This window comes from uncultured Ruegeria sp. (assembly GCF_947504215.1).
GTDB lineage: Bacteria > Pseudomonadota > Alphaproteobacteria > Rhodobacterales > Rhodobacteraceae > Ruegeria.
In genome coordinates, this window is record NZ_CANNGO010000001.1 from 426,881 (window position 1) to 450,348 (window position 23,468).

20 protein-coding genes and 1 pseudogene are annotated in these 23,468 nt (G+C 55.8%); 4 read left to right on the forward strand and 17 right to left on the reverse strand.

The features are described from left to right. Positions 1-101 precede the first annotated feature (101 nt). The 4 genes from xylA to xylF all read right to left on the reverse strand — a co-directional run bounded on the left by xylA (position 102) and on the right by xylF (position 4,602). On the reverse strand, positions 102-1,409 hold the full coding sequence (gene xylA / locus Q1B21_RS02070; RefSeq protein WP_299885299.1) for a xylose isomerase: 1,308 nt from the start codon (positions 1,407-1,409) through the stop codon (positions 102-104). A gap of 9 nt (positions 1,410-1,418) precedes the next feature. Then, a complete protein-coding gene (locus tag Q1B21_RS02075) occupies positions 1,419-2,222 on the reverse strand; it encodes an ATP-binding cassette domain-containing protein (protein WP_298932844.1) in 804 nt (267 codons plus the stop codon). Further along, on the reverse strand, positions 2,222-3,520 hold the full coding sequence (locus Q1B21_RS02080; RefSeq protein WP_299885303.1) for a sugar ABC transporter permease: 1,299 nt from the start codon (positions 3,518-3,520) through the stop codon (positions 2,222-2,224). The genes Q1B21_RS02075 and Q1B21_RS02080 overlap by 1 nt, the downstream gene beginning before the upstream one ends. A gap of 62 nt (positions 3,521-3,582) precedes the next feature. Further along, on the reverse strand, positions 3,583-4,602 hold the full coding sequence (gene xylF, locus Q1B21_RS02085) for a D-xylose ABC transporter substrate-binding protein (protein ID WP_298932848.1): 1,020 nt from the start codon (positions 4,600-4,602) through the stop codon (positions 3,583-3,585). Positions 4,603-4,754: 152 nt separating this feature from the next. On the opposite strand from xylF, the gene Q1B21_RS02090 reads away from it, so the two are divergent. Both Q1B21_RS02090 and Q1B21_RS02095 read left to right on the forward strand, forming a co-directional pair. Beyond that, positions 4,755-5,972: an ROK family transcriptional regulator gene (locus Q1B21_RS02090; RefSeq protein ID WP_299885306.1), complete on the forward strand. Its 1,218-nt coding sequence runs from the start codon at positions 4,755-4,757 to the stop codon at positions 5,970-5,972. Next, the gene (locus Q1B21_RS02095) at positions 5,962-7,473 is read left to right on the forward strand and encodes a CRTAC1 family protein (RefSeq protein WP_299885309.1); all 1,512 of its coding nucleotides are present in this window, start codon (positions 5,962-5,964) and stop codon (positions 7,471-7,473) included. The genes Q1B21_RS02090 and Q1B21_RS02095 overlap by 11 nt, the downstream gene beginning before the upstream one ends. Here the strand turns inward: Q1B21_RS02095 and Q1B21_RS02100 are convergent, their stop codons facing one another. The 13 genes from Q1B21_RS02100 to Q1B21_RS02160 form a co-directional block, all read right to left on the reverse strand. Next, entirely contained in the window at positions 7,474-8,772 is a 1,299-nt protein-coding gene (locus tag Q1B21_RS02100) for a cytochrome c peroxidase (RefSeq protein ID WP_299885311.1), read from the reverse strand. Further along, entirely contained in the window at positions 8,769-9,698 is a 930-nt protein-coding gene (locus tag Q1B21_RS02105; protein WP_299885314.1) for an aldose epimerase family protein, read from the reverse strand. The genes Q1B21_RS02100 and Q1B21_RS02105 overlap by 4 nt, the downstream gene beginning before the upstream one ends. A gap of 20 nt (positions 9,699-9,718) precedes the next feature. Continuing rightward, complete coding sequence (gene xylB, locus Q1B21_RS02110; RefSeq protein WP_299885316.1) at positions 9,719-11,176, reverse strand: xylulokinase; 1,458 nt, start codon at positions 11,174-11,176, stop codon at positions 9,719-9,721. A gap of 93 nt (positions 11,177-11,269) precedes the next feature. Continuing rightward, a complete protein-coding gene (locus Q1B21_RS02115; RefSeq protein WP_299885319.1) occupies positions 11,270-12,424 on the reverse strand; it encodes a Gfo/Idh/MocA family oxidoreductase in 1,155 nt (384 codons plus the stop codon). After that, positions 12,424-13,479: a sugar phosphate isomerase/epimerase gene (locus Q1B21_RS02120; RefSeq protein ID WP_299885322.1), complete on the reverse strand. Its 1,056-nt coding sequence runs from the start codon at positions 13,477-13,479 to the stop codon at positions 12,424-12,426. The genes Q1B21_RS02115 and Q1B21_RS02120 overlap by 1 nt, the downstream gene beginning before the upstream one ends. Before the next feature lie 27 nt (positions 13,480-13,506). Further along, positions 13,507-14,565: a LacI family DNA-binding transcriptional regulator gene (locus Q1B21_RS02125; protein WP_298932863.1), complete on the reverse strand. Its 1,059-nt coding sequence runs from the start codon at positions 14,563-14,565 to the stop codon at positions 13,507-13,509. A gap of 7 nt (positions 14,566-14,572) precedes the next feature. Beyond that, a complete protein-coding gene (locus Q1B21_RS02130) occupies positions 14,573-16,195 on the reverse strand; it encodes a dihydroxyacetone kinase subunit DhaK (RefSeq protein WP_299885325.1) in 1,623 nt (540 codons plus the stop codon). An 11-nt stretch (positions 16,196-16,206) separates the two neighbouring features. After that, positions 16,207-17,199, reverse strand: a complete 993-nt coding sequence (locus Q1B21_RS02135; protein ID WP_299885328.1) for an ABC transporter ATP-binding protein — start codon at positions 17,197-17,199, stop codon at positions 16,207-16,209. After that, a complete protein-coding gene (locus Q1B21_RS02140; protein ID WP_299885331.1) occupies positions 17,192-18,289 on the reverse strand; it encodes an ABC transporter ATP-binding protein in 1,098 nt (365 codons plus the stop codon). Before Q1B21_RS02140 ends, Q1B21_RS02135 begins: the two co-directional genes overlap by 8 nt. Before the next feature lie 2 nt (positions 18,290-18,291). Beyond that, complete coding sequence (locus Q1B21_RS02145) at positions 18,292-18,480, reverse strand: hypothetical protein (RefSeq protein WP_298932870.1); 189 nt, start codon at positions 18,478-18,480, stop codon at positions 18,292-18,294. Further along, positions 18,477-19,415 (reverse strand): carbohydrate ABC transporter permease, encoded by a 939-nt coding sequence (locus Q1B21_RS02150; RefSeq protein WP_299885335.1) that lies wholly within the window; start codon positions 19,413-19,415, stop codon positions 18,477-18,479. The genes Q1B21_RS02145 and Q1B21_RS02150 overlap by 4 nt, the downstream gene beginning before the upstream one ends. Continuing rightward, a complete protein-coding gene (locus Q1B21_RS02155) occupies positions 19,412-20,359 on the reverse strand; it encodes a carbohydrate ABC transporter permease (protein WP_298932874.1) in 948 nt (315 codons plus the stop codon). Before Q1B21_RS02155 ends, Q1B21_RS02150 begins: the two co-directional genes overlap by 4 nt. A gap of 81 nt (positions 20,360-20,440) precedes the next feature. After that, positions 20,441-21,760, reverse strand: a complete 1,320-nt coding sequence (locus Q1B21_RS02160) for an ABC transporter substrate-binding protein (RefSeq protein ID WP_299885340.1) — start codon at positions 21,758-21,760, stop codon at positions 20,441-20,443. Between the two features lie 358 nt (positions 21,761-22,118). Here Q1B21_RS02160 and Q1B21_RS02165 point away from each other — a divergent pair, with 358 nt between their 5' ends. After that, complete coding sequence (locus Q1B21_RS02165) at positions 22,119-22,898, forward strand: MOSC domain-containing protein (RefSeq protein WP_299885343.1); 780 nt, start codon at positions 22,119-22,121, stop codon at positions 22,896-22,898. A gap of 165 nt (positions 22,899-23,063) precedes the next feature. Then, positions 23,064-23,345, forward strand: a pseudogene (locus tag Q1B21_RS02170) (IS3 family transposase); the annotation flags it as partial. Positions 23,346-23,468: the final 123 nt, after the last annotated feature.

Below are 23,468 nucleotides of genomic sequence, written 5' to 3' on the forward strand. Positions count from 1 at the left end.
TCGTGAACGCAATATAGTGCCCACCGCACAACGACTCTTTCCAACTCCGCGCAAGTCGGCTTCTACCGACGACGTTTGGACATGAACTTAGTACGTTTTGGTCAGACGAACCTGTTTACGTAGTTTTCCAAGTATTCTTGCCGTCCCGAACGAGGCTCGGGCTTGATCGCTTCAATCAGAACACGAGAAGCAACTTCTTCTAGGCTGGACCCCAGCATGACCTGAGCTTCGGGACTTTGCCAACCTGAGTATCTATTCGCCAGCGCTGAATCGAGGCCACCGTCCTCAATCATTGCGGCGGCGGCCTTCAGGCCTCTGGCGCAAACATCCATTCCACCGACATGCGCCGCAACAAGATCTTCAGCATCTATCGATTGCCGACGGATTTTCGCATCAAAGTTTGTACCGCCCGTCGAAAACCCACCAGCTTTCAGGATGTAGTAATAGGCCAAAGCGACTTCGGGGGTGTTGTTCGGGAATTGATCCGTGTCCCAGCCCGACTGGTAGTCGTTTCGGTTCATATCGATAGAGCCCAGCATTCCCTCTGCTGCGGCTACGGCGATTTCGTGTTCAAAACTGTGGCCCGCAAGAATTGCGTGCCCCTGCTCGAGGTTCAGCTTCACCTCATCCTCGAGCCCGTATTTTCTTAGGAACCCGATACACGTCGCCGCATCATAGTCATACTGATGCTTTGACGGTTCCTGCGGTTTGGGTTCGACCAGAATGGCGCCTTTGAATCCAATCTTGTGCTTGTAATCCACTACCATATTCAGAAAGCGGCCCATGTGATCCAGTTCGGCTTTCAAATCGGTGTTCAGCAAAGTCTCGTATCCTTCACGCCCCCCCCACAGAACATAGTTTTCACCGCCAAGCTTATGCGTAGCGTCAATACAGGATTTCACAGTGGCGGCGGCAAATGCGAAAACGTCGGGGTCTGGGTTGGTGCTGGCACCTGACATCCAGCGGCGATGGCTGAACATATTGGCGGTACCCCAGAGGAGTTTGGTTCCAACCGCCCGCATCTTTTCGCCGATATAGTCGGTGATTTCCTCGAGGGTTCTCAGGTTGTCCGCAAAGTTCCCTTGTTCGGGCCGGATGTCTGCGTCGTGCCAGCAAAAATATGGCTGCCCCAGAATGTCGAACATCTCAAAGGCAATGTCTGCCTTCATACGGGCGCGACCCATATCATCCTGCGGATGCCATGGACGTTCAAGAGTCGGGCCACCAAATGGATCGCCGCCTTCCCACGCAAAGGAGTGCCACCAGGCCACAGCAAACCGCAGGTGATCTTCCATACGTTTGCCCATGACAACCTCGTCCGGGTTGTAATGGCGGAAGGCCATAGGATTGCTGCTGTCAACGCCTTCATACCGGATCTTTTCGATCCCTTCAAAGAAACGGCTTGTCACACCTGCCCCCTATTCAGCTGTTTGTCCTGGCTGTTTGCCAAGAATGATCATCGACAACAGGTCGTCGTCGGTTACGTCGGCAATGTTCACTGTTCCGACCAGTTTTCCGTTCTTCATGACCGATGCGCGATCACACAGTTCCATCACCGCGTGAACGTCATGATCAATCAGGAATATCCCTATTCCTTGAGCCTTTAGTTGGTGGATCAGGTCTGCCACCATCTGCGTCTCATGCGGACCCAAAGCCGCGGTGGGTTCGTCCATAATCAAAATACGGGCGTTGAAGTACACGGCACGCGCGATCGCGACGGATTGGCGTTGCCCACCAGACAACGCGGAAACCGGATCGTTGAACTTTTGAAAGTTCGGGTTCAATTGCGCCATGATCTTGCGGCACTCGGACTCCATCGCTGCGTCATTGACCAGTCCGAACGGCGTGGTCATTTCGCGCCCCAGGAAAAGGTTCGACGTTGCATCCAGATTGTCTGCAAGGGCGAGAGTCTGGTAGATCGTTTCGATGTTGTTGGCCCGTGCATCGCGGGGGTTGTTGATCTCAACCGGTTTGCCATCGATCAGGGTCTCTCCGTGATCCATCTGATAGGCCCCGGACAAGGCCTTGATCAAAGTGGATTTCCCGGCTCCGTTATGCCCGAGCAAGCCTACGACCTCACCTGGGTAGAGGTCGACCGATACGCCGTCCACCGCTTTGATTCCACCGAAAGACACCGAGATATCGCGCATTTCGACCAGTGGCGGTGCGCCTGAGCCGCGACCAGATGCCGAAGGCGTTTGCTGCGTTTCCTGAGCTTGCATCACTTTGCCCCCAATCGTTTGCGGTAGACGATATCTATATAGACAGCGAGCACCAGAACGCTGCCAACGACGATGTTCTGAAACGGTGCATCAACGCCAACCATCGCCATCCCGGACTGAAGTGCTTGCATGATTAAGGCGCCAAGGATCGCGCCATAAATGGTCCCGATGCCGCCAGACAGTGCAGTACCGCCTATGACGGCTGCGGCAATCACCCTCAACTCGTCCAGAGTGCCTATGTCATTGGAATGGTTGGCCAGCCGAGCCGATGCAACCACAGCCGAAACAGCACAGAGGAATCCCATCAACGCAAATATCTTGACCGTTAGCATTCGCGTATTGATTCCCGAAAGCTCAGCCGCGTCCGGGTTGCCGCCGGTCGCAAAGATATAGCGACCGAAACGGGTTTTGCGAGCCACTATGGTCAGAGTGACCGCAACGATAATTAGTATGAGAACGGAAATCGGTATGCCATATCCTACAACCAGCCCCTCTGGCATCGTTTCTCCACGGGCCTCAAACATACGTTGCAGCCTACGTGTCGGAATGGCGTAGCTGTTTACGATGTAGACATACCCAAGGATCGCAATCGCAATGATCCCGGCCAGAGTGGTTTCGGCCCAAACAGGTTTCACAGGGAAGCCATGCGCAGCCTTGGCGCGCCTCCCGCTCCACAAAACCCAGATTGCGATTGCGGCTGCAAACAGACCGAACATCCAGCTTGTCGTTGAACCCAAAGTTCCGTTGGTTCCTCCGAACATCAGGAACGTGCTATCCAATGGGCCAATTGTCTGCCCGCTGGTCAAATACCAGGCCACGTTCCGCCAGACCAGAAATCCGCCTAGGGTCACAATGAAAGCGGGTATAGTTAGATAGCCTACCATCCATCCGTGAAAAGCCCCGATCAAGGTGCCGACGAACAACCCGACCACGATCGTGATGGCCCATGTCGCGGGATTGTTAAGCCCCATTCCCAGCATACTAGGTAGCAGCTCGGTTTGTGTCATTGCCATCACGGCTGATGTGGTCGCCAGCAACGCACCAACCGACAGGTCGATGTGGCGCGTGACGATGATAAAGACCATTCCGCAGGCCATGATGGCTACTGAAACCGTCTGGATCGAAAGGTTAAACAGGTTGCGAGGGGTCAGAAAGCGCCCGTCCGTAACGATATTGAACCCTATGCACAAGATGACAAACGCGCCGATCATTCCCAAAAGCCGCATGTCCAGTTCCAGTTGTTGGAACAGGTTTGGCTTTGCTTTTTCAGGTATCGGCTGAGACGAAGTTTCGGTCATTTCCGATCTTTCATATTCAGCAATGGTCCCTGGCCCTGAATGCGGGCCAGGGACTGACAAGTTTAGCTACACGGGGCCGGGCCGTTTTCTACGCCCTGGCATAGGTCCTCTAGCGGGATCCAACCGGCATCGACAACAACGGACAGGTTGTCCTTGGTGATCGGAACCGGCGCCAAGAAGACCGAGTTCATCTCGGTACCACCTGGTGATGTCCAGCGTACCGCCTCTTCGACCTCAGCAGGGCTTGTTCCACCGCTGAGAGCGACCGCGATTTCACCGGCCGCTTTGCCGAGCTCGCGCGCATCTTTCCAAACCGAAACGGTTTGCGTACCCAGCGCCACTCTGTTCAGGGCCGCATGGTCCCCATCCTGACCAGAAACGGGGATACCCTCCATACCCTGCGCAGTCAGAGCTGCGACGACACCACCGGCAGTTCCGTCATTCGAAGCAACTACCGCGTCCACGTTGTTTTCATTCGCGGTCAGGATCTGCTCCATGTTCCGTTGCGCATTCGCCGGGAGCCAGCCGTCGGTATATGCCTCGCCCACAATCACTATGTCACCACTGTCTACTGCGGCGCCAATAATCTCTTGCTGACCACCGCGCAGAAAGTCGGCGTTCGGGTCAGTCGGAGACCCCTTGATCATCACGTAGTTACCCTTGGGCATCGCGCCAAAAACCGCCCGCGCCTGCATCCGTCCGACTTCAACGTTGTCGAAAGTCAGATAAAAAGCGCGTTCATCTTCGATAAGACGGTCATAGGCGATGACCGGAATGCCTTCGTCGGCGGCCGCCTGCACGGCCGGACCGATCGCTTGCGCATCTTGCGCAAGAATAATCAGTGCGTCCACGCCTTGCGCGATCAGACTTTCAATGTCGGAAAGCTGTTTTGCCGAAGACGATTGTGCGTCCGCTGAAAGGTATTCGGCGCCACCGGCTTCAAGCGCAGACTTGATGGCCGCTTCGTCCGTTTTCCAGCGTTCTTCCTGAAAGTTTGACCAGCTTACGCCAACCACTGGTTCTGCAAACGCCGCAGATGCCAGCAATGTAAACGCAGCCGAGAAGCTGAGAATTCGTTTCATGATTTCCTCCCATTTGCTGAGCCATCGCATCTCGATTCGTGGCCCTCACCTGTATTGAGTAGCATATTTATTTCAGTCGGTAAAATATTTACTCTATTCGAAATGCAGAAATCCAAATAGATTGAAGCCATGACAAGATTCGTGAGGACAAGATGCTGAAAAGCAAAGATTCTCCCAATTCTCTGGATCAAAGAAACGCGACCCGCCTTCGGGTCCTTGAGCATATCAGAACGCGCGGATCGATCTCGCGAACTGATATCGCTTCGGCGTTGGAGACCAGCCCGGCAACAGTCACCGCAGCAACCGCCGATCTGATTGCTGCCGGCCTGATCAAAGAGATTGAAGGCGAAACGTCCTCCAAATCCGCGAAACGCGGCAGACCGAGGGTCCTGCTGCAGTTGGATGGGCGATCCCATCTGGTGGCGGGCCTGAAAGTGGCGCGTCATGTCATCTCGGTCCTGCTAGTCGATTTCGAAGGCAATGAGGTCACGTCACATATACACAAGCTGCATGAGGTCCAGATGACACCGGTTGGATTTGTGGCAACCGTTCGACTGGCTCTGGAGGAGGCCTGCAGGAAGATCGACGGGTCGATCGAAAAATTGGCAGGCGTCTCAATCGGAATTGCAGGGCTGGTCGATGCCAACCGGAACTTCGTGCATTGGTCATCCTCGATCACCGAGCGAAACGTCGATTTCAACCGTCTGTTTGCAGAAGGCCTGCCCTGCCCTACTTTTGTTGAAAACGACGCCAATCTTGTCGCAAAGGCCGAGCAGTTGTTTGGGCAAGGCAAAGGCCTGAAGAACTTTCTGGTGGTAACGATCGAACACGGCGTTGGGCTTGGTATTGTGCTGGATGGCAAGCTCTATCGTGGAGAGCGCGGCTGCGGCGCTGAGTTTGGGCATGCCAAGGTTCAGCTTGATGGCGCCTTGTGCCAGTGCGGCCAACGTGGCTGTCTTGAGGCCTATGTCGGGGACTACGCCTTGCTGCGCGAAATGACGGTCACGGGCCACAGCTCAGAGATGGCTAACGTCTCAGACATTCATGTTCAGGCCAATGCAGGCGATCAGCGCGCGACCTCGGTTCTGGCACGCGCAGGTCAGATGTTCGGTCTGGGAGTGTCCAACCTGATCAATCTATTTGACCCCGAATGCATCATTTTATCCGGCGCTCAGATGAGCATGGAACACCTTTGTTCCGACGACGTCATGAACCGCATCAAAAATGGTGTCGTAAATGTTGATACCCCCTTGCCTGAGATTAAGATTCATCACTGGGGCGATCTGATGTGGTCCAAAGGCGCGGCGGCGTATGGGATTGAACAGGTCTCAATTCTCAAGGTCAAGGAGCTTGCGGCGAATGCGTCCTAAGTTTGCTGTCTTTCTAACCCTCGCGACAGTCGCCAACGCAGAGACCGAAATCCCCCGGTTCGAACGCGTTGATGTTCCGGCACATATCTACGATGGCGGTTGGGAGCATTTCGTTGGTGGCGGCGTGGCTGTTTTTGATTGTGACGGAGACACTTTACCCGAACTGTTTGTCGCGGGCGGATCAAATCAATCACAATTGTTCAAAAACACTTCGCAAGAGAAGCTCTCTTTTCGCGCCGAAACTCCTGATGAACTGTCCCTGACCGGCGTGACAGGTGCCTACCCCTTGGACGTTGATAGTGATGGATTCATGGACCTGATTGTCTTGCGCGTGGGTGATGACGTTCTGCTACGAGGCGCGCCGAATTGCGAGTTTGCTCCTTTTGACGCGCTAGGTTTTCAATCCGACGACTATTGGAGCACGGGTTTTTCCGCGACCTGGGAACAAGGTCAGAATCTCCCGACCCTCGCCTTTGGAACTTATGTGGATCGGCACGATCCTGATGGCCCATTTGAAACCTGTGGACCAACGCTGCTGTATCGGCCGAGTAAAGACAATTACGGACAGCCGCAGCACCTAGAACCCGGTTACTGTTCGCTTTCCATTCTGTTTTCAGACTGGGCTCGTACAGGGCGCGCAGACCTACGTGTCAGCAACGACCGGCACTACTATGTGCGCGGCGGTCAAGAGCAGCTTTGGGCCATGGAGACTCAGCCGCGTTTGTACTCAAGTGATGATGGCTGGCTGCCCTATTCGATCTGGGGAATGGGGATCGCATCTCGGGATCTGACCGGCGACGGATTTCCCGAAGTCTACCTGACATCGATGGGAGATCAGAAGCTTCAAGTTTTTGATCGCGAGGCCTCCGGCCCGACCTGGCGCGATGCCACCTATGAAAAAGGAACGACTGCGCACAGGCCGCATGTGGGGGGCGATGGCCGCCCATCGACAGGTTGGCATGCACAGTTTGGGGATGTGAATAACGATGGTCTGGACGACATTTTTGTCGCCAAAGGAAACGTCGAGCAAATGCCCGATGCCGCGCTGGACGACCCCAACAATATGCTTTTGCAACGCGCAGATGGCCAGTTTACTGAATCCTCGACCCAATCCGGCACTGCGTCGATGGCCAAGTCCCGCGGGGCGGCATTGACTGACCTGAACAACGACGGCCTGTTGGATCTGGTGGTGGTGAACCGCGGTGCTGAAATGGAAGTCTACCAGAACCAGTCCGCACCCGGAAAATGGCTATTGGTGGATGTAAGCCAGAACCGCACCAACCGCTGGGCCATCGGCGGCTTTATCGAGGTGAAAACCAACCTTGGGTCGCAAACGCGTGAAATCATACTTGGCGGAGGACATGCGGGCGGGAGTATCGGTCTGCATCACTTTGGCCTCGACGATGCGAACCAGATCGACATCCGAGTGATCTGGCCCGACGGCGAGACGAGCGATTGGCAACGCGCCAGCTCCGGCCAGACGGCCAGATTGACGCGCTGATCAATTCTCGATCGGTAGCCCGCTCGGGACGCTTTCGGGAACACCCAGACGCAATGCCGGATCTTCGAGGCTGGCGAGAAAGCTCAGTATCGCGTTGATTTCAGCATCTGTTAGGCTTGATGGAGCCAATCCATTGGCATCGCCTATTGCCTCAACACTATTCATATCAAGCATTGCGCTTTGATCTTCCGCTCCGGGGAATTCGGGCAACATGGCTTTGTCCACCAAGTAAGTCTGCAAGGACGCCGCCGGGTTTAAGTGGTGCCGCAGCACGTCCTCGAGCGCGGCATAGGCCCCAGAGTGGCCGTAGGGCGCGGTCAGTGTCACATTTCTCAATGACGGCGTACGGAAAGCATAGGCATCCCTCTGGTCACCCGTTACACGCATTCGCCCTTCGTCGCGTGTATGATTCTCAAACCTCGCCGCTTTTCCAGGGCCGATCTGCGGCATCGCAATGGCGTGGAATGCATGATCGGTTTGAAACCAGCCAGAGTGGCAGGTGCTGCAGCCCGCCTCGCCGTAAAAAAGCTGCATCCCTGCCTGCGCCTGTTCTGATAACGTGTCTTCCCCGCGCATCGCACGGTCGAACGGGCTGTTGTCCGCGCGCCACTCAAAGGCGATAAAGTCGGCAACAACGTTTGCGATGGCCGTGAAGGTGACCTCCTCCCCCGGCATAACTTCTTCGAAAAGCCGCTTGTATTCCGGAATCGCCGCCACGCGTGCGGCTATCAAATCCCACGCGCCACCGTCCTGAGTCAGAAGCCCAAGACGTACGGCTTTGCTGACCTCGTTTTCCGAGTAATGACCGGCCATCTCATCAGGCGATAAGACCGGGAACATCGCCTGCGCGGCCAAGGCAGATTGGAACCCCGGTCTCATATGCGTGCCCAAAGGCGTACGGATGCCGTTGGGCTGATGTGGATCAGCTTCCAGACGCCCATCATGGAAAAAGGTCGTGAATTCAGCGGCACCAAGATTCCACAGCCCGGGCGAGTTACGGGGAATGCGCTGTTCAGGCGGATTGTTCGGGTCGATCTTGCGATCAGGCCCAAGCCCCACACCACCTTCGCCAATGCCAAGCGAAAGGCCATCCGAGGTGCCGAGATCGGGATGATGGCAGGTTGCACAGCTGATGTTTTTGTTGCCCGACAGGATCGGGTCATAGAACAATAGTTGACCAAGCTGGACATTTGCAAAGTCGGGCTCGGCAAACTCTGGTCTGGGTCCGAGGTCTTGCGCGTTGGCGCCTGTGGAGATCAGGCAAGCGCCCAGCGCCATAGCAACTACACAATGCTTCATGCTCGCATCCCTGAAATTTCTAAGTCTAGTGTCTGGCGATAGGGGTTATCTGGCGAGTAGATGATTGGCGGAAACGAAGCAACGTTGATCGCGTTGGGATAGCCTGAGGGTTCGATACAGACCCCGCCCTCCCGATTGAAAGGTGCAGACAGATGCGCCACAGAATACACCTGCGCGCCGGGCTGGTCAGAATACACGCTGAGCTTGAGGCCACTGCCTGCCTCGACCTCGGCAATTGGGTTCTGCGGTGACCTTTGGGGATCAAAAACAAAGAAATGATCTATGGCCCGTAAGGCGCTGCCGATCGGTTTCGAAAGGGTGAAATCCAATCCAACATCATGCACTTGTCGAAGCTGTCCCGTAGGTACCCCGTGCTCATCGGTGTCGAGCAATCGATCTGACGCCAACTGCAGACAGGTATCAACGATGCCACTAGCGCTGCCCAGTGTGTAGTAGTTGTGCTGCGCAACGCTAATAGGCGTCGGTCGATCTGGTCTCGCGGAAATCGCATAAGTGAGGCGAGGGTAGTTCAGGGACACTCTGACTTCGAACTGCACTTCACCCGGGAACCCATTGTCACCGTCTGGCGATACGAAGCCCAGCACAGCCTCGTTTTCTGCGGCTTGACTAAGTGTCCAATTTTGTCGAGACAGACCTGTTGTCCCTCCATGCAGCGTATTCGCCCCTTCGTTCGCGCTTAACGGATACCGGATTCCGTCGAGCTGCATGTCTGCACCACCTATCCGATTGGCAACCCGCCCGACAATCGCACCCAGATAATAGGGATCCGTCAGATAATCCCGCGGGTCTTCATAGCCCAGGATCAAAGGCGTGTCGTTGATCCACCACCCCTGAGTAATCGCCCCGTAACTCAGCAGAGACACGGACATCGTGTGGTCATTCAGCAATACACGATCAATATGCACTGGTGTTCCCTGATCTGCCTTCATCGCGCCGCGAGCGGCGCGAGCGCTTTGTAGGATTGGCTGTAGAGCTGATACTTGCTTTCGTAAGCGTCAAACAGGTCCGCACGCGGGTCAACAACGACTGAGGTTTGAGGGGGCACCATGACATCGCCGGGGTTAGCACCGCTGACCGCGCAGGCAGCCAGACGGGCGGCACCAATGGCGGCCCCGAACTCGCTGCCATCGGGCAGCGCAAGCGGCACCTTCAATACGGTTGCAAGCGTTTCCAGCCAGAACCGAGAGCGCACGCCGCCGCCCACAGCCAGCAAGCAGTCGGGTTCCGTACCGGTGCTTTTCAACGCCTCCAGACAGTCTCGCATCGCAAAGGCAACTCCGTCCATGACAGATTGCGTCAGATCGACAGGCCCTGCCGACACATCAATACCCAGAAATGCACCCCGGATATCGCTGTTGTTGTGGGGCGTCCTCTCTCCGGACAGGTAGGGCAGAAAGGTAATGGCTGAGGGTCCGGTCAGTGTTTCCGGTAACGCCGCCGCCAGTGATCCAACCGATTGACCAAGATTTCGTGACAACCAGTTCATGCTGTTTGTGGCCGACAATATGACTCCCATTTGGATCCACCGCTCGGGAACCGCGTGACAAAAGCAATGAACAGCGGTTTCAGGGTCCGGCGCGTACGAGTTTTTTGCAACAAGCAGAACACCGGATGTGCCCAGCGAGACAAATCCCGACCCCTCATCAATACTGCCAATTCCGCAGGCCGCAGCGGCGTTATCACCAGCGCCCCCTGCGACTACAACTGGCCCGGACAGGCCCCATTCCTGCAGCAACCCGGTTCTAAGCTCTCCCCCGTGTGCGCTGCCTTCCACCAACCGGGGCATCTGATCGACGCTCATGTGGCTTAGATCAAGGGCGGTTTCCGACCACACCCGTTGTCCGACATCCAGCCAAGAGGTCCCGGCACTGTCGGACATCTCGCTGATGTAGTCTCCGGTTAGCCAGAAACGCAGATAATCTTTCGGCAGCAACACTTTTGCGGTCTTGGCGAACACATCAGGTTCGTGGTTCCGCACCCAGTCAAGTTTGGGGGCGGTGAACCCGGGAAAAACGATGTTGCCGGTAATGGTGCGCATCTCGGGCTCTTGGTCCAGCGCGGCCGCTTCTTGGGCGGATCTGGTGTCGTTCCACAGGATACATGGCCGCAGCACTTTGCCTTCGGCGTCCAGCAGTGTTGCACCGTGCATATGACCGCTTAGGCCGATGCCTCGAACCGCGGACAAAGCGCTGGCATCCACAGCACGCAATGACGCGATCACCTGTTTGCAGGCTTCAATCCAATCCTCGGGCGCTTGTTCGGACCAGCCGGGTTTTGGCGTTGAGGTCTCGATACCTGCTTCAGCCTCAGCAACAACTTTCCACTCGTCGTTCACCAGAATTCCGCGAAGACCTGATGTCCCCAAATCCAGACCTAGATACACTCGAAACTCCTTCTTTCACCGCGCATTTCAGGCCGCGCGCGACCCTGTTGTTTTGGCCCACCGCACCCAGCGCTGACGGGCCAACTGGTTACCCTAGCCGAGCTTTACCCACGCCGCGTTTCGTGCCGAGCTTTGTACACAAGCCGTGACAAATTTCACGCCATTTAAGCCATCCTGAACAGTTGGATACATAACCGCAGTATCGGATGATTTCCCTGTTCTGAAGGCCTGAATCGCTTCTGCAGCTTCGCTGTAGATATTCGCAAACCCTTCCAGATACCCCTCCGGATGGCCGGGCGGCACGCGGCTTAGTCGGTTGGCAGCTTCACCTGCACCGGGCCCATTGCGGGTGATCAGGCGCTTGGATTCACCGTAGGGCGAAAACCACAAATAGTTCGGATCTTCCTGCGCCCATTCCAAGCCACCCTTTTCCCCATAAACACGCAGACGCAGGGCGTTTTCATTTCCCGGTGCGACCTGCGAGGACCATAGCATACCGCGCGCGCCGCCATCGAACCGCAGCAAGACATGGGCGTTGTCATCAACTTTGCGACCAGGAACGAAGGCTTGCAAATCGGCGGCGAGGCTTTCGGCCTGCAGCCCGGTGACGAAACAGGCAAGGTTGTAGGCATGAGTTCCGATATCTCCGGTCGAGCCACCCGCACCCGAGCGTTCGGGGTCGGTTCGCCACTCTGCCTGCTTGAAATCCTGCTGTTCTGTCAGCCAATCCTGCGGATACTCAACCTGAACCACGCGGGTTTTCCCGATCTCACCATTGGCTATCATCTCGCGCGCTTGCCGAACCATCGGATAACCCGTGTAGTTATGGGTCAGGATGAACAAGGCGTCCGCGCTTTCGGCCGCTTTGACCAGTTTCTTTGCATCGCTCAGCGTCGATGTCAGCGGCTTGTCGCAAATGACATGGATACCGCGTTTCAGAAATTCGCGCGCTGCAGTGTAATGCACGTGATTGGGGGTAACGATTGAGACCGCCTCGATTCCGGATTTTAGCCGCGCCTCGCGTATCGCCATCTGCTTGAAGTCGTCATAGACCCGCGCAATCCCCAGTGCCTCTCCGCTTTCGCGGGACTTTTCAGGTGTCGAGGACAAGGCCCCAGCGACCAGTTCAAACTTGTCGTCCAGCCGCGCCGCGATGCGATGCACGCCCCCGATGAAGGCGTCATTTCCACCGCCGACCATACCTAGGCGAATACGTCCCGAACTATCTTCACTGCGTCCCGTAACCATCAGTCAATCCCCAGCATTTTTCGGTTGGCTGCTTCGTCGGTGCCACCGTCCGCAAAGTCATCAAAGGCCCTTTCCGTCACGCGAATGATGTGGTCCGACACGAATTGAGCGCCCTCGCGCGCGCCATCCTCTGGATGCTTCAGACAGCATTCCCACTCAACCACAGCCCAGCCGTCGAAATTGTTGGCCGCCATTTTCGAGAAGACTGCCCCGAAATCCACCTGACCATCCCCAAGTGACCGGAACCGCCCAGCCCGATCCACCCAGCTTTGGTATCCGGAGTACACGCCCTGTCGACCGGTTGGATTGAACTCGGCATCTTTAACATGGAACATTCGAATCCGATCCTTGTAGATGTCGATATTGTCCAGATAATCGAGGCATTGCAGCACGTAGTGTGACGGATCGTATAGCATGCAGGCACGCGCGTGGTTACCGGTCCGTGCAAGGAACATCTCATAGGTCACACCATCATGCAGATCCTCGCCCGGATGGATCTCGTAACAGACATCCACACCGCAATCTTCCGCGTGATCCAGAATGGGTCTCCAGCGACGCGCAAGCTCATCAAACGCCGTTTCGATCAGACCAGCGGGGCGTTGCGGCCATGGGTAAACATATGGCCAGGCCAGCGCCCCTGAGAAGGTCGCATGCGCCGAAATCCCCATATTCCGTGACGCCGACAGGGCTTTTTTGACCTGATCGACAGCCCATTCCTGCCGGGCCTTGGGGTTCCCCCGCACGCTTTCGGCTGCAAACCCGTCGAACGCCGTGTCATAGGCCGGATGTACGGCTACCAACTGCCCCTGCAGGTGGGTCGACAGCTCGGTTACCTCAACACCATTTTCCATGGCTTTGCCTTTGAATTCATCGCAGTAGTCGACACTGGATGCAGCGGTTTCAAGATCGAATAGCCTGTCATCCCAGCTGGGCACCTGAACGCCCTTGTATCCGCAATCGGCAGCCCATCGCGTGATGGCATCCCACGAGTTGAACGGAGCGTCGTCCCCGGCGAACTGCGCCAAAAACAATGCTGGGCCCTTGATCATCTTCATAATGTTTCCTCCCCATAACCTAAGCCGCTATGGCGGCAAATTTTCCTTAAGGTAGATGTCGATGCGAATGCGCTCCTGCGCCCTGTTGAACGGAACCTTGTCGGTTGTCGCGCGCAGCAGACGCACGGCAGAGCGGACGATATGCCCGGAATCCTGTGAAATCAGCGCGTCGAACGTGCCACGGCAGAGCGCCTCGCGGCTCAGCGGTGTCAGCTCGTGGGCGATGATCGCCATATCCTTTCCGACCTTGCTTTCCGACAGGAACTGGACCAGCCCCGCGTTGCCTGCGGCTGAAGAATAGATTCCAACCAGATCAGGATAGGTCTCAAAAATCTCGGGCATCATCTTGTAAATCAGATCCGGGTCATCCCGACCTTCCACGGATGCAACGACTTCGAGATGCGGAAAATCTTCAGCAACCACCAGATCAAAGCCCTGACGCCGCTCCAAATGGTCACGCGCCAAGCGTGAACCGGTCAGAACCAGAACCTTCCCAGGCCGATGCACAAACCGCCCCATCAACTGAGCCGCAGTACGCCCGGCAGATACGTTGTCAATTCCAACGAAATGATCCCGGTCCGAGCTGGGAAGGTCAGAGACCAGCGCCACAACCGGCACACCCTTGTCCCTAACCCGTTTTACCGCGTCCCTAACTGATGGTGTTTCCGGGCCAAAAACGGCCACGCCATCGACATCTCGCCCATCGACCCCATCCAGGATTTCAACAATATCTTGCGGGTCAAACGGAGCGACCCTTTTGATCGTCATCCGCGTCCGCTCAATGAACTGGTCCCGCGATTGCTCGCCGATCTGAGTGCTGAGCGCCTCAACAAATTCGTTATCCGCGTCCGGTAAAACGAAGAGGAAGTTATAGACCCGATTGCGCGCTAGGTTCGCGGCGGCGGTGTCGCGGACATAGCCCAACTCATCGATGGCCTTGTGCACTTTCTGGACCGTCACCGCCCTAACACCAGGTCGTCTGTTCAACACACGATCAACCGTAGCCAAGCTTACGCCGGCTACCCGCGCGATGTCGTTCACCGTTGGTTTCTTCACCAATTCTAGCTTTTGTTTTTGGTCTTCCACTGTTCTGCTATTCCTCAATCTCCTGCGCCAACCCTTCGAATAGCAATGCGACGGCTTCGGCGCCGGGATCATTGTGCCCAATCAGGTTTTCCTCGGGAACATAAGCTGCGCGACCTGCCTTCGCACGATGAATATTAGCTGTTCGGTCAGCGCCTTGCCGTGCGGCTTTCGCAGCTTGGGGTAAGCCTGCCGGTAGCGCGTCTAGCGCGGGTTCAAGTGCGTCGATCATGGTCCGATCGCCCAGTTTTGCACCGCCCACCTGACGGACCCTGTTCAAGCCTTCGACCAAGGATTTAGCCACCGACGCGCCGCTTGCGCAGGCATCCCCCGCCGCGTTGAAGAAGATCGCCAGGATCACACCAGACGAGCCGCCCATGGTCTGGCTCAACTCATTGCCCAGGGCGGGAAATAGCTGCGTCAGATCGGCAAGAGGCATCCGGTCCAGACTGGCCTGCAAAGCCCGGGCCGCGGTAGCCAACGTACTGCCCGTATCACCGTCCCCCGATTTGGCATCCAGCGCATTCAGGTCTTGTTCTGCGCCAATCAACAGCGCGGACAATCGGGTGATCGTGTCCCTGGTGGCTGGGTTATTCGACGGGATCGGATCGATCGGCGTCAAACCATCCGGCAAAGGCGCGATCTTTACCGGAGCAATGGAATTGACGCCCGGCCACGCGACAATATCGACCGGGCCTTTAAGGGCCGCCAACTCATCAGAACCTACGGGCAAGACCGACACGGAAAACCCATGCATGTCCAGCGAGGTCATCATCGGCGCGGGCCCGATGATATGGCGCGCAATACCGGTTTCAGAAAGCGCATGCGTCAGAACCGCCATTTCCAGTGGCGTTGTCGAGCCGAGGTTATTCACCAGCGCCACGCAATCGCCCGCCCCTACCCGCTGTTTAAGTTTTTCAACGACCGTAGACATGGCCGTAACCGCATCTGAAAAATCCACTTGCTGCACACCGGGCTCGCCGTGGATGCCCAATCCCAGTTCCGCTTTTCCCGGAGCTATCCTGTCTTCTTTCGGTGATCCCGGAACGGTGCACGTATCCAAGCTCATGCCAATGCTGACGACTTTTTCGATGACCGTCTTGGCCGCATTGGTCACAATGCCAAGATTCGCCCCACCCTCGGCCAACGCACCTGCAATCTTGTGAACAAACAACGTGCCCGCCACGCCACGGGGTTGCGGAAGGTCAGGCAGGGCAATGTCGTCATCGACCACAACCATTTCCACCTGCCGACCCAGCGCGCGGGCGCGTTCAGCGGCGAGCCCAAAGTTCAGCCGGTCCCCGGTATAATTCTTGACGATCAGCAAACAGCCCGCTTCACCCGTCACCGCCAGAATTCCGGCCAACACGGCCTCGACCGAAGGAGAGGCAAAGACCTCGCCGCACACCGCGGCGGTCAGCATTCCAGCGCCGACAAACCCCGCATGCGCAGGTTCGTGGCCGGATCCACCCCCGGACACCAATGCGACCTTGGACTTGTCCCAATCCGATCGGTAGACCACCTTGATATGAGGATACCCGTCCAACCGTGTCAGTGTGCCACCCGAGGAGGACAAAAGGCCGTCAATCGCATCTGTCACAAGGGTTTCTTTGGTGTTGAGGAACTGGGCCATGCTTTTGCTCCTTAAGTCACACGCGCGCCGGACGCGTCAAAATACAGCGGGTTGTTGGGTCTGATTTTTATTGTCTTTCCGGCGGGGTAATCCTGATGAACATCAATTAGAGTCACGATCGGGTGCCCGTGCAGATCAAGATGCAGCCTTGTCTGGTCGCCCAGATGTTCGGCGCGGATCACGCGGGCCTCGATGCCTTCGCCTTCAACGATGTTCTCGGGGCGCAGACCGATCTGCGGAGCCTTGTGATCGCCGCCAAACAGCTCGGACGGCAGGATGTTGATCCGCGGCAGGCCGAGACGGCTGGCGACATATACACTGTCTGGATTTTCGTAGATGTCGCGGGGAGTGCCATATTGGACAAGCTTACCGTCTTCCAAAACACCAATATGCGTCGCCATGGTCATCGCCTCGACCTGATCATGCGTCACGTATAAAAGCGTGGAACCCAAATCCGCCTGAATTCTCTTCAATTCAACCCGCAAATCCGCCCGCAGCTTTGCGTCCAAAGAGCTGAGCGGTTCGTCCATAAGGAAAATCTGAGGATCCCGAACCAGCGCCCGCCCGATTGAAACACGTTGCATCTCGCCGCCCGACAGTTCGGTTGCCTTGTTGTCCAGCTTGTGCGGGATCTGAAGGATTTCAGCGACCTCATCCACTTTGCGTGTGATCTCGTCTTCAGGCGTTTTTAGGATCGGGGATCGCAGCGGGAAGGACAGGTTTTCGCGCACCGTCATATGTGGGTAAAGCGAGTATTGCTGAAACACCATGGCCACATCACGTTGGGCCGGCGTTTCAAACCCGACATCGCGACCGTCAATACGAACCGATCCCGAATCCAGCTTCTCCAGCCCCGAGATCAACCGCAACGTTGTTGTTTTCCCCGCCCCAGTTGGCCCCAGCAACACCACAAAGGCCCCGTCAGGGATGGTCATCGAGATATTGTCGACCGCCTTCAGACTGCCAAAGGATTTTGAGATTTGGTCCAATACGACTTCAGCCATTGGTCAGCACCTCATTGTTCAGGACAGATCGCAATGCCCGGCCCGTGGACTGTTCGAACAATGTCACCATCGCGGACCGGAACTCCAACCCGACTGTTTCGCCGGGGCTGACGGTATCGCGAGCGTCAATACGAGCCTTCAGCTCTCCGTTTGGGCTTTGAAGCGTCACGATCTGGGTGGTTCCCAGATATTCTGCGGCCAGTACCTTGGCGCGGTAGCTGCTGTTGTCGGACAGAAACACATGCTCGGGGCGGACACCGAACACCAGCTCGCCCTCGGCGGCCTCAAGCGACTGCGGCACTGCCTCATCATGACCGTTCAAACGCACCATGTCCGATCCGGGTTCGACATTGCCTTGAAACGACAAAAAGTTCATTGACGGCGACCCGATGAAATCCGCAACAAACATGGTCGCGGGCTTGTCATAGATTTCCTGCGGGGTTCCGAATTGTTCGATCACCGCATTGTTCATCACGACGATCTTGTCACCCATTTGCATGGCTTCCAACTGATCATGCGTGACGTAAACTGTCGTGGCCCCCATACGGTCATGCAGCCCGCGCAGTTCTTCAGCCATGTGTTCGCGAAACTCGGCATCTAACGCACCCAGCGGTTCATCCATCATGAAAGCCTTGGGTTCACGCACGATGGCCCGTCCCAATGCTACACGCTGCCGATCACCGCCTGACAGACCACCCACCGGGCTGTCTAGAATATCGTGGATACCCAGAATTCCGGCGACCTCGTTCACCTTGGCTTTTACCTCCGCACGCGGCATGCCCTGAGAGATCAGCGGATAGCTAATGTTCTTGCGCACGTTCATATGCGGATAAAGCGCAAACATTTGAAAGACAAAGGCAATATCACGCTCGGACGGGGGTCTTTGGCTGATCTCTTCTCCGTCTAGATAAATCTCGCCCGAGGTCGGAAGCTCAAGCCCTGCGATCATCCGCAAGGTCGTGGTTTTCCCACATCCCGAAGGCCCCAGGAGCATGAAGAACTCACCATCTTCGATCGTGAACGAGCTTTCGCGGACTGCCGTGAAATCGCCGAACATCTTCTTGACGTTTTTGACTACGATCTGGGCCATTTCTACTCCGGAAAATGGCTGACGACGATGAACATAACCGTTCCGATCAGCGTGACGATGAATGAGTATGTGAAGGCCCAAAGAACAAAGGGTTGCATCAACATGAAGACCCCAAGCGCGATCAGGATGGTTGCGACCATCTCCCATGGGCCACGGCGGAATCGCATCAGACCTGACAGAAAATCACTCATTTGCGTACCGCTCCAAAGGTAATCCCGCGCAGCAGGTGCTTGCGCATCAGGATAGTGAAAACCATTACGGGGATCAGGAAGATCGTCGCCCCGGCCGCAACTGCGGGCCAATCCAACCCGCCAACTCCGATGATGGTGGGGATGAAAGGCGGTGCGGTCTGAGCGGTAGCCGAAGTCAGCAGCACAGCAAACGCGTATTCATTCCATGCGAAGATAAGGCAAAAGATCGCCGTCGATGCGATGCCCGTCGCGGCCTGTGGCAAGACCACTTTGTAGAAAGCCTGAAACCTTGTGTAGCCGTCGATCAGCGCCGCCTCTTCGTATTCGCGCGGGATTTCATCGATGAAGCCTTTCAGCAGCCAGACCGCGAGTGAGATATTCACGCCCGTGTACAGTAGGATCATCCCCAGATGCGTATCGCTAAGCCCCAGGTTCCTGAACATCAGGAATATGGGAATGGCCACGGCCACCGGCGGCATCATCCGCGTGCTGAGGATAAAGAACAGCAGATCATCCTTAAGCGGAACCTTGAACCGGCTGAATGCATAAGCCGCCAGTGTGCCCAGGAAGATGCTCAGGAAGGTTGATCCAAACCCAATGATTACGGAGTTCATAAAGCGCTCGCCAAACTTGGACGGCCCGACGATCACCATGTCATATTGCCTGACGATGTCATCCGCCCAGTTCTGTGGTGGGTTCGCGTCTAGAAACTCCTGCGTTTGCCGGGTTCGGGTGGTGAATAGGTTTACGTATCCCTCCAGCGTCGGGTCGAACACGACTTTGGGGGGATAACTGATGGCATCGGCCGGGGATTTGAACCCGGTCAGCAAGATCCAGACCAACGGAATCATGGTTATCAGCGCATAGGTGATGACCAAAGTCCCTGCGACCCACTTGGACCGTTTTGAAGGTTCGGTAACCGAAAAGCTGCTCATCGTTGTTTCACCTTGTTCAAGGCTTTCACGTATATGGACGCCAGGCCAAACACCGTTACAAACAGGATGATTGCGTAGGCCGAGGCATAGCCAGTGCGCCATTTCTCAAACGCTTCGCGCTTCAGATTGATTGACGTCAGCTCGGTCGTTGAACCTGGCCCGCCACCTGTCAGCTGGACCACAAGATCGAACATCTTGAAGTTCTCGATCCCGCGGAATAGGACCGCTAGCATCAGGAACGGCAGCACCATCGGGATGGTTATCGTAAAGAACTGCCGCAGCTTGCTGGCCCGGTCGACCTCTGCGGCCTCATAGATGTAATCGGGAATACTGCGCAGCCCGGCCAGACAGATCAGCATCACAAACGGCGTCCACATCCAGGTGTCCACGATGACAATCGCCCAAGGTGCCAACTGAACCGATCCCAGCATCTCAAAGCTGGATGGATCCTTGCCGGAGAACCAGGACACGATGTAGTTGAACAGACCTATCTGTGGCTGATACAGAAACTTCCAGAAATTCCCGACCACCGCAGGAGACAGCATCATCGGCAACACGATGATCGTCGTCCAAAGGTCATTACCCTTGAATTTCTTGTTCAGCAGCCAGGCCAGCGTGAATCCGATCAGCACCTGAAAGAAGATCGTCCAGAACAGAAAATGTGCCGTCGCCTGCATGTTCAGCCAGGTGTCGGAATCCGTCAGAATGCGTTCATAATTCCGGAACCCGACATCTTTGACCTCACGCCCGATCCGGTTGGCTTTGAAATTGGTAAAGCTCAGTTGGATGGTCCAGATCAGTGGAAAGATATTGATCGCCAGCAGCAAAAAGATCGTGGGGGAGATAAAGATCCAAGCGATCGCCCGATCTGACAATCCCCGAATTTTTCGCGCAACTCGAACGGGCGTTGCCTTCGCAACGCGATCTACGGTCCTGTCAGACATCTCTTTGCCAGTTCTTGTCGGTTTCGGACTCTGAGAGAAATGCAGGAGCGGGTCTGATCCCGCTCCTGTCCGGTTTCCGGATTACAACTTGCCTTCGTCTTCGAAGGTCTCGGTCCAATCCTCGATCAAAAGATCCAGCGCTTCCTGTGCCGTGCCCTGATCGGCAACAACGTAATCATGAATGCGCTTTTGCATCGCCAGCAGCAGCTCGGCATAGGCCGGCTCTTGCCAGAAATCCTGAACATCATTCATGGCCAAAAGGAAATCGCCGGCAAACGGGGCACTGTCGACAAACCCGGGGTCCTGCAGCACCGAGTTGTGTGCGGAATATCCACCCAGTTCCCACCACTTGGCCTGAACCGCAGGCTGCGCGAACCATTTGATGTATTCCAGGGCCGCATCCTGCTTGTCAGAATAGCTGACAACGGAAATACCCTGCCCACCCAATGTCGAACCAGCCTGATTTTGCGGTGGATTCACAAAGAAGTCGATCTTATCACCGCCCGTACTTGGATCTGCGTAAAGACCTGGGAAGAACGCAAACCAGTTCATCGCCATGGCGACCTGACCAGACTTAAAGGCGTCCAGGCTCTCACCCATGTATGAATTGGTGTATCCCGGAGGTGTCGCGGTCTTGTAGAACTCTTTGTAGAATTCCAGTGCTTCGACGGCCTCGGGCGAATTTACGGCCCCCTCCATATCATAGGACCCCGGAGTGTTTTCATATTTGAACCCCCATGGGTAAAGCGCACCGGTCACACCCATTGTGATGCCTTCCGAGCCACGCTCGGTGAAGATCGCAGCACCGTAAACGGTCTTGCCCTCAATCTCGCGTCCCTGGAAAAACTGTGCGATCTGCAGCAGTTCTTTCTGGGATTCCGGTTCGCGCAGATCTTGCCCGGTGGCTTCTTTGTAAGCAGCCTGAATCTCAGGATCTTCAAACCAGTCTTTGCGATAAAACCATCCGTTGGCATCGCCCATCGCTGGCAGCGCATAATAGTTCGGCGTGCCTTTGGGCCAAGTCGAATAGGCGTAGACGGTGGCTGGGGCAAAATCATCCATACTGATGCTTTCAGCATCAAAAAACTCGTTCAGCTGGACATAATGGCCGTTTTCCGCGCCACCCCCGATCCACTGGCTGTCGCCAATCAGCAGATCACAAAGCTTACCGCCCGAGTTCAATTCGTTCAGCATCCGGTCCGCAAAGTTCGGCCAAGGCACGAACTCAAAATTCATCGTATGGCCGGATTCGGCTTCGAATTCCTTGGACAGTTCGACAAGCGCGTTGGCCGGATCCCAGGCTGCCCAGCATAACGTCAAATCTTCAGCATTTGCCTTGGTAGAAAGAGTAGTAGCGGCAAGGACTATTGCGCTGGCCGAGGCCAGTTTTGAGTAAGTCATCCATTCCTCCCTTTTTTGCGCCGTCAATCGAGGATGTGCGAATCGCGGCATGTTTCCAAGGCTATTTGAGGTACGCACCTCAAGTCCAGATATTTTTGAGGTTCGTACCTCATCGCGCCGCCATCGACCGTCTGATGTATTGCTAATTATTTGTTTTTATTTGCTTTCTAAAAGAACCAGAATCTGCACGCCGGCCCATAACAATATCTGTGATTTGAAATCCCGAACAAAGCCCAACTATGTTCCTCGCGTTGGCGGTAACCGCCAACGACATCCAAATTAACTCTGGTATTGCTCAAGCGAACGCCGCACCATTCTGAGCAAACGGCATTTGAACTATTGCGTAAGGCGCGATTTCATGACCACTCTTTCGATCTCCCGGTTGAACAGATTTCCAGTCAAAGGACTGAGCGCAGAGCCAATAACTTCAGTCGCCCTGCGCCCAGCCGAGGGTATCCCCGGCGACCGCCTTTTCGGCTTTGCACGGTATAATTCGGGCTTCGATCCAAGCGACCCACAACCCTTGCCCAAGGACCGGTTTGTGGTTCTGTTGAAAGAGGCCGAGTTGGCAAGTCTGCAGACAGAGTTCTCCGCTGACAACCAAATCCTTGAAGTCTCGCGCAACAGTGAGTTTTTCAGGTTCAATATGCGGACATCACAAGGGCGCAAGGACGCGGCCGCTTTCCTGCATAGGGAGCTCGCCTTGGCTGATCCTGAACCGCCTGTATTTGTGTCGTCCGAACCGCACCGGTTCACCGATGTTTCTGTCGTCTCCCCTGTCATGATGAATGCAATATCCGTGCTGAACCTCGCTTCGGTTAAGGCGCTGAGCCGCCATCTGGGTGAAAATGTCCACCCCGCTAGGTTTCGCGCCAATATCGAAATAGATGGCCTGCCACCTTTCGCTGAGTTGGATGCCATCGGATCCACATTGGTATTTGGGGACGTTGAGCTACGACTTCTGCAGCGCACCAAAAGATGCGCCGCGACCGAAGTTAACCCGGAAACGGCCGAGCGCGACCTCAAACTCCCTTACCTATTGCGGAAGCACTTGGGTCACACAGATATGGGCGTTTACGTTGAGGTGGTTAAACCCGGTGAATTGCGTTTGGGACAATCAGGTCACTTGCTGGCTTGATCGCAAAGACCCCGAGTCCTGGAATGAGGGGGCGCGTAAGTCGATGTCTTCGACCGGGCAGCCCACTTTGATCAACCCCCCGAACCACTCTGACCTAAATACCCGTGAAATGGGTTGGGGTCAGGATACATTGGTTTCGGTTCGCCAGCATAACTCGGCATCGGAAAAAGAGCGGGACTCAAAGTGTCAATGAAGTAACCCAAGAGCAGGAGGCTCTGGCAAAACGACGGGTCATGTGTGCAGCTGCTGCCAGGGTCCCGCGACGACGTCAGGTCTCATGGCTTCGTCCATCTTCGCACAAACGATGGCAGAGCGTTCCGGACATTAAACATACTGAATGAACACAGCCGGGGATGCCTTGCGATCCGGGTGAAGCGGAAGCTGAAGTCAACCGAGGTCATCAATGCCCTCACAGATCTGTTCATCTTGCGAGACGTACCGTCCTACAAACGAACGATCTCTGGGCTGCTTTTGAAGTCCCTGAATGGCGACCGACTATTCATGAACCAAGGCTACGAAAGCCACCTGCGGGCCTCAAGCCAAGTTTTTCCGGCAAAACCAGTTCATCAT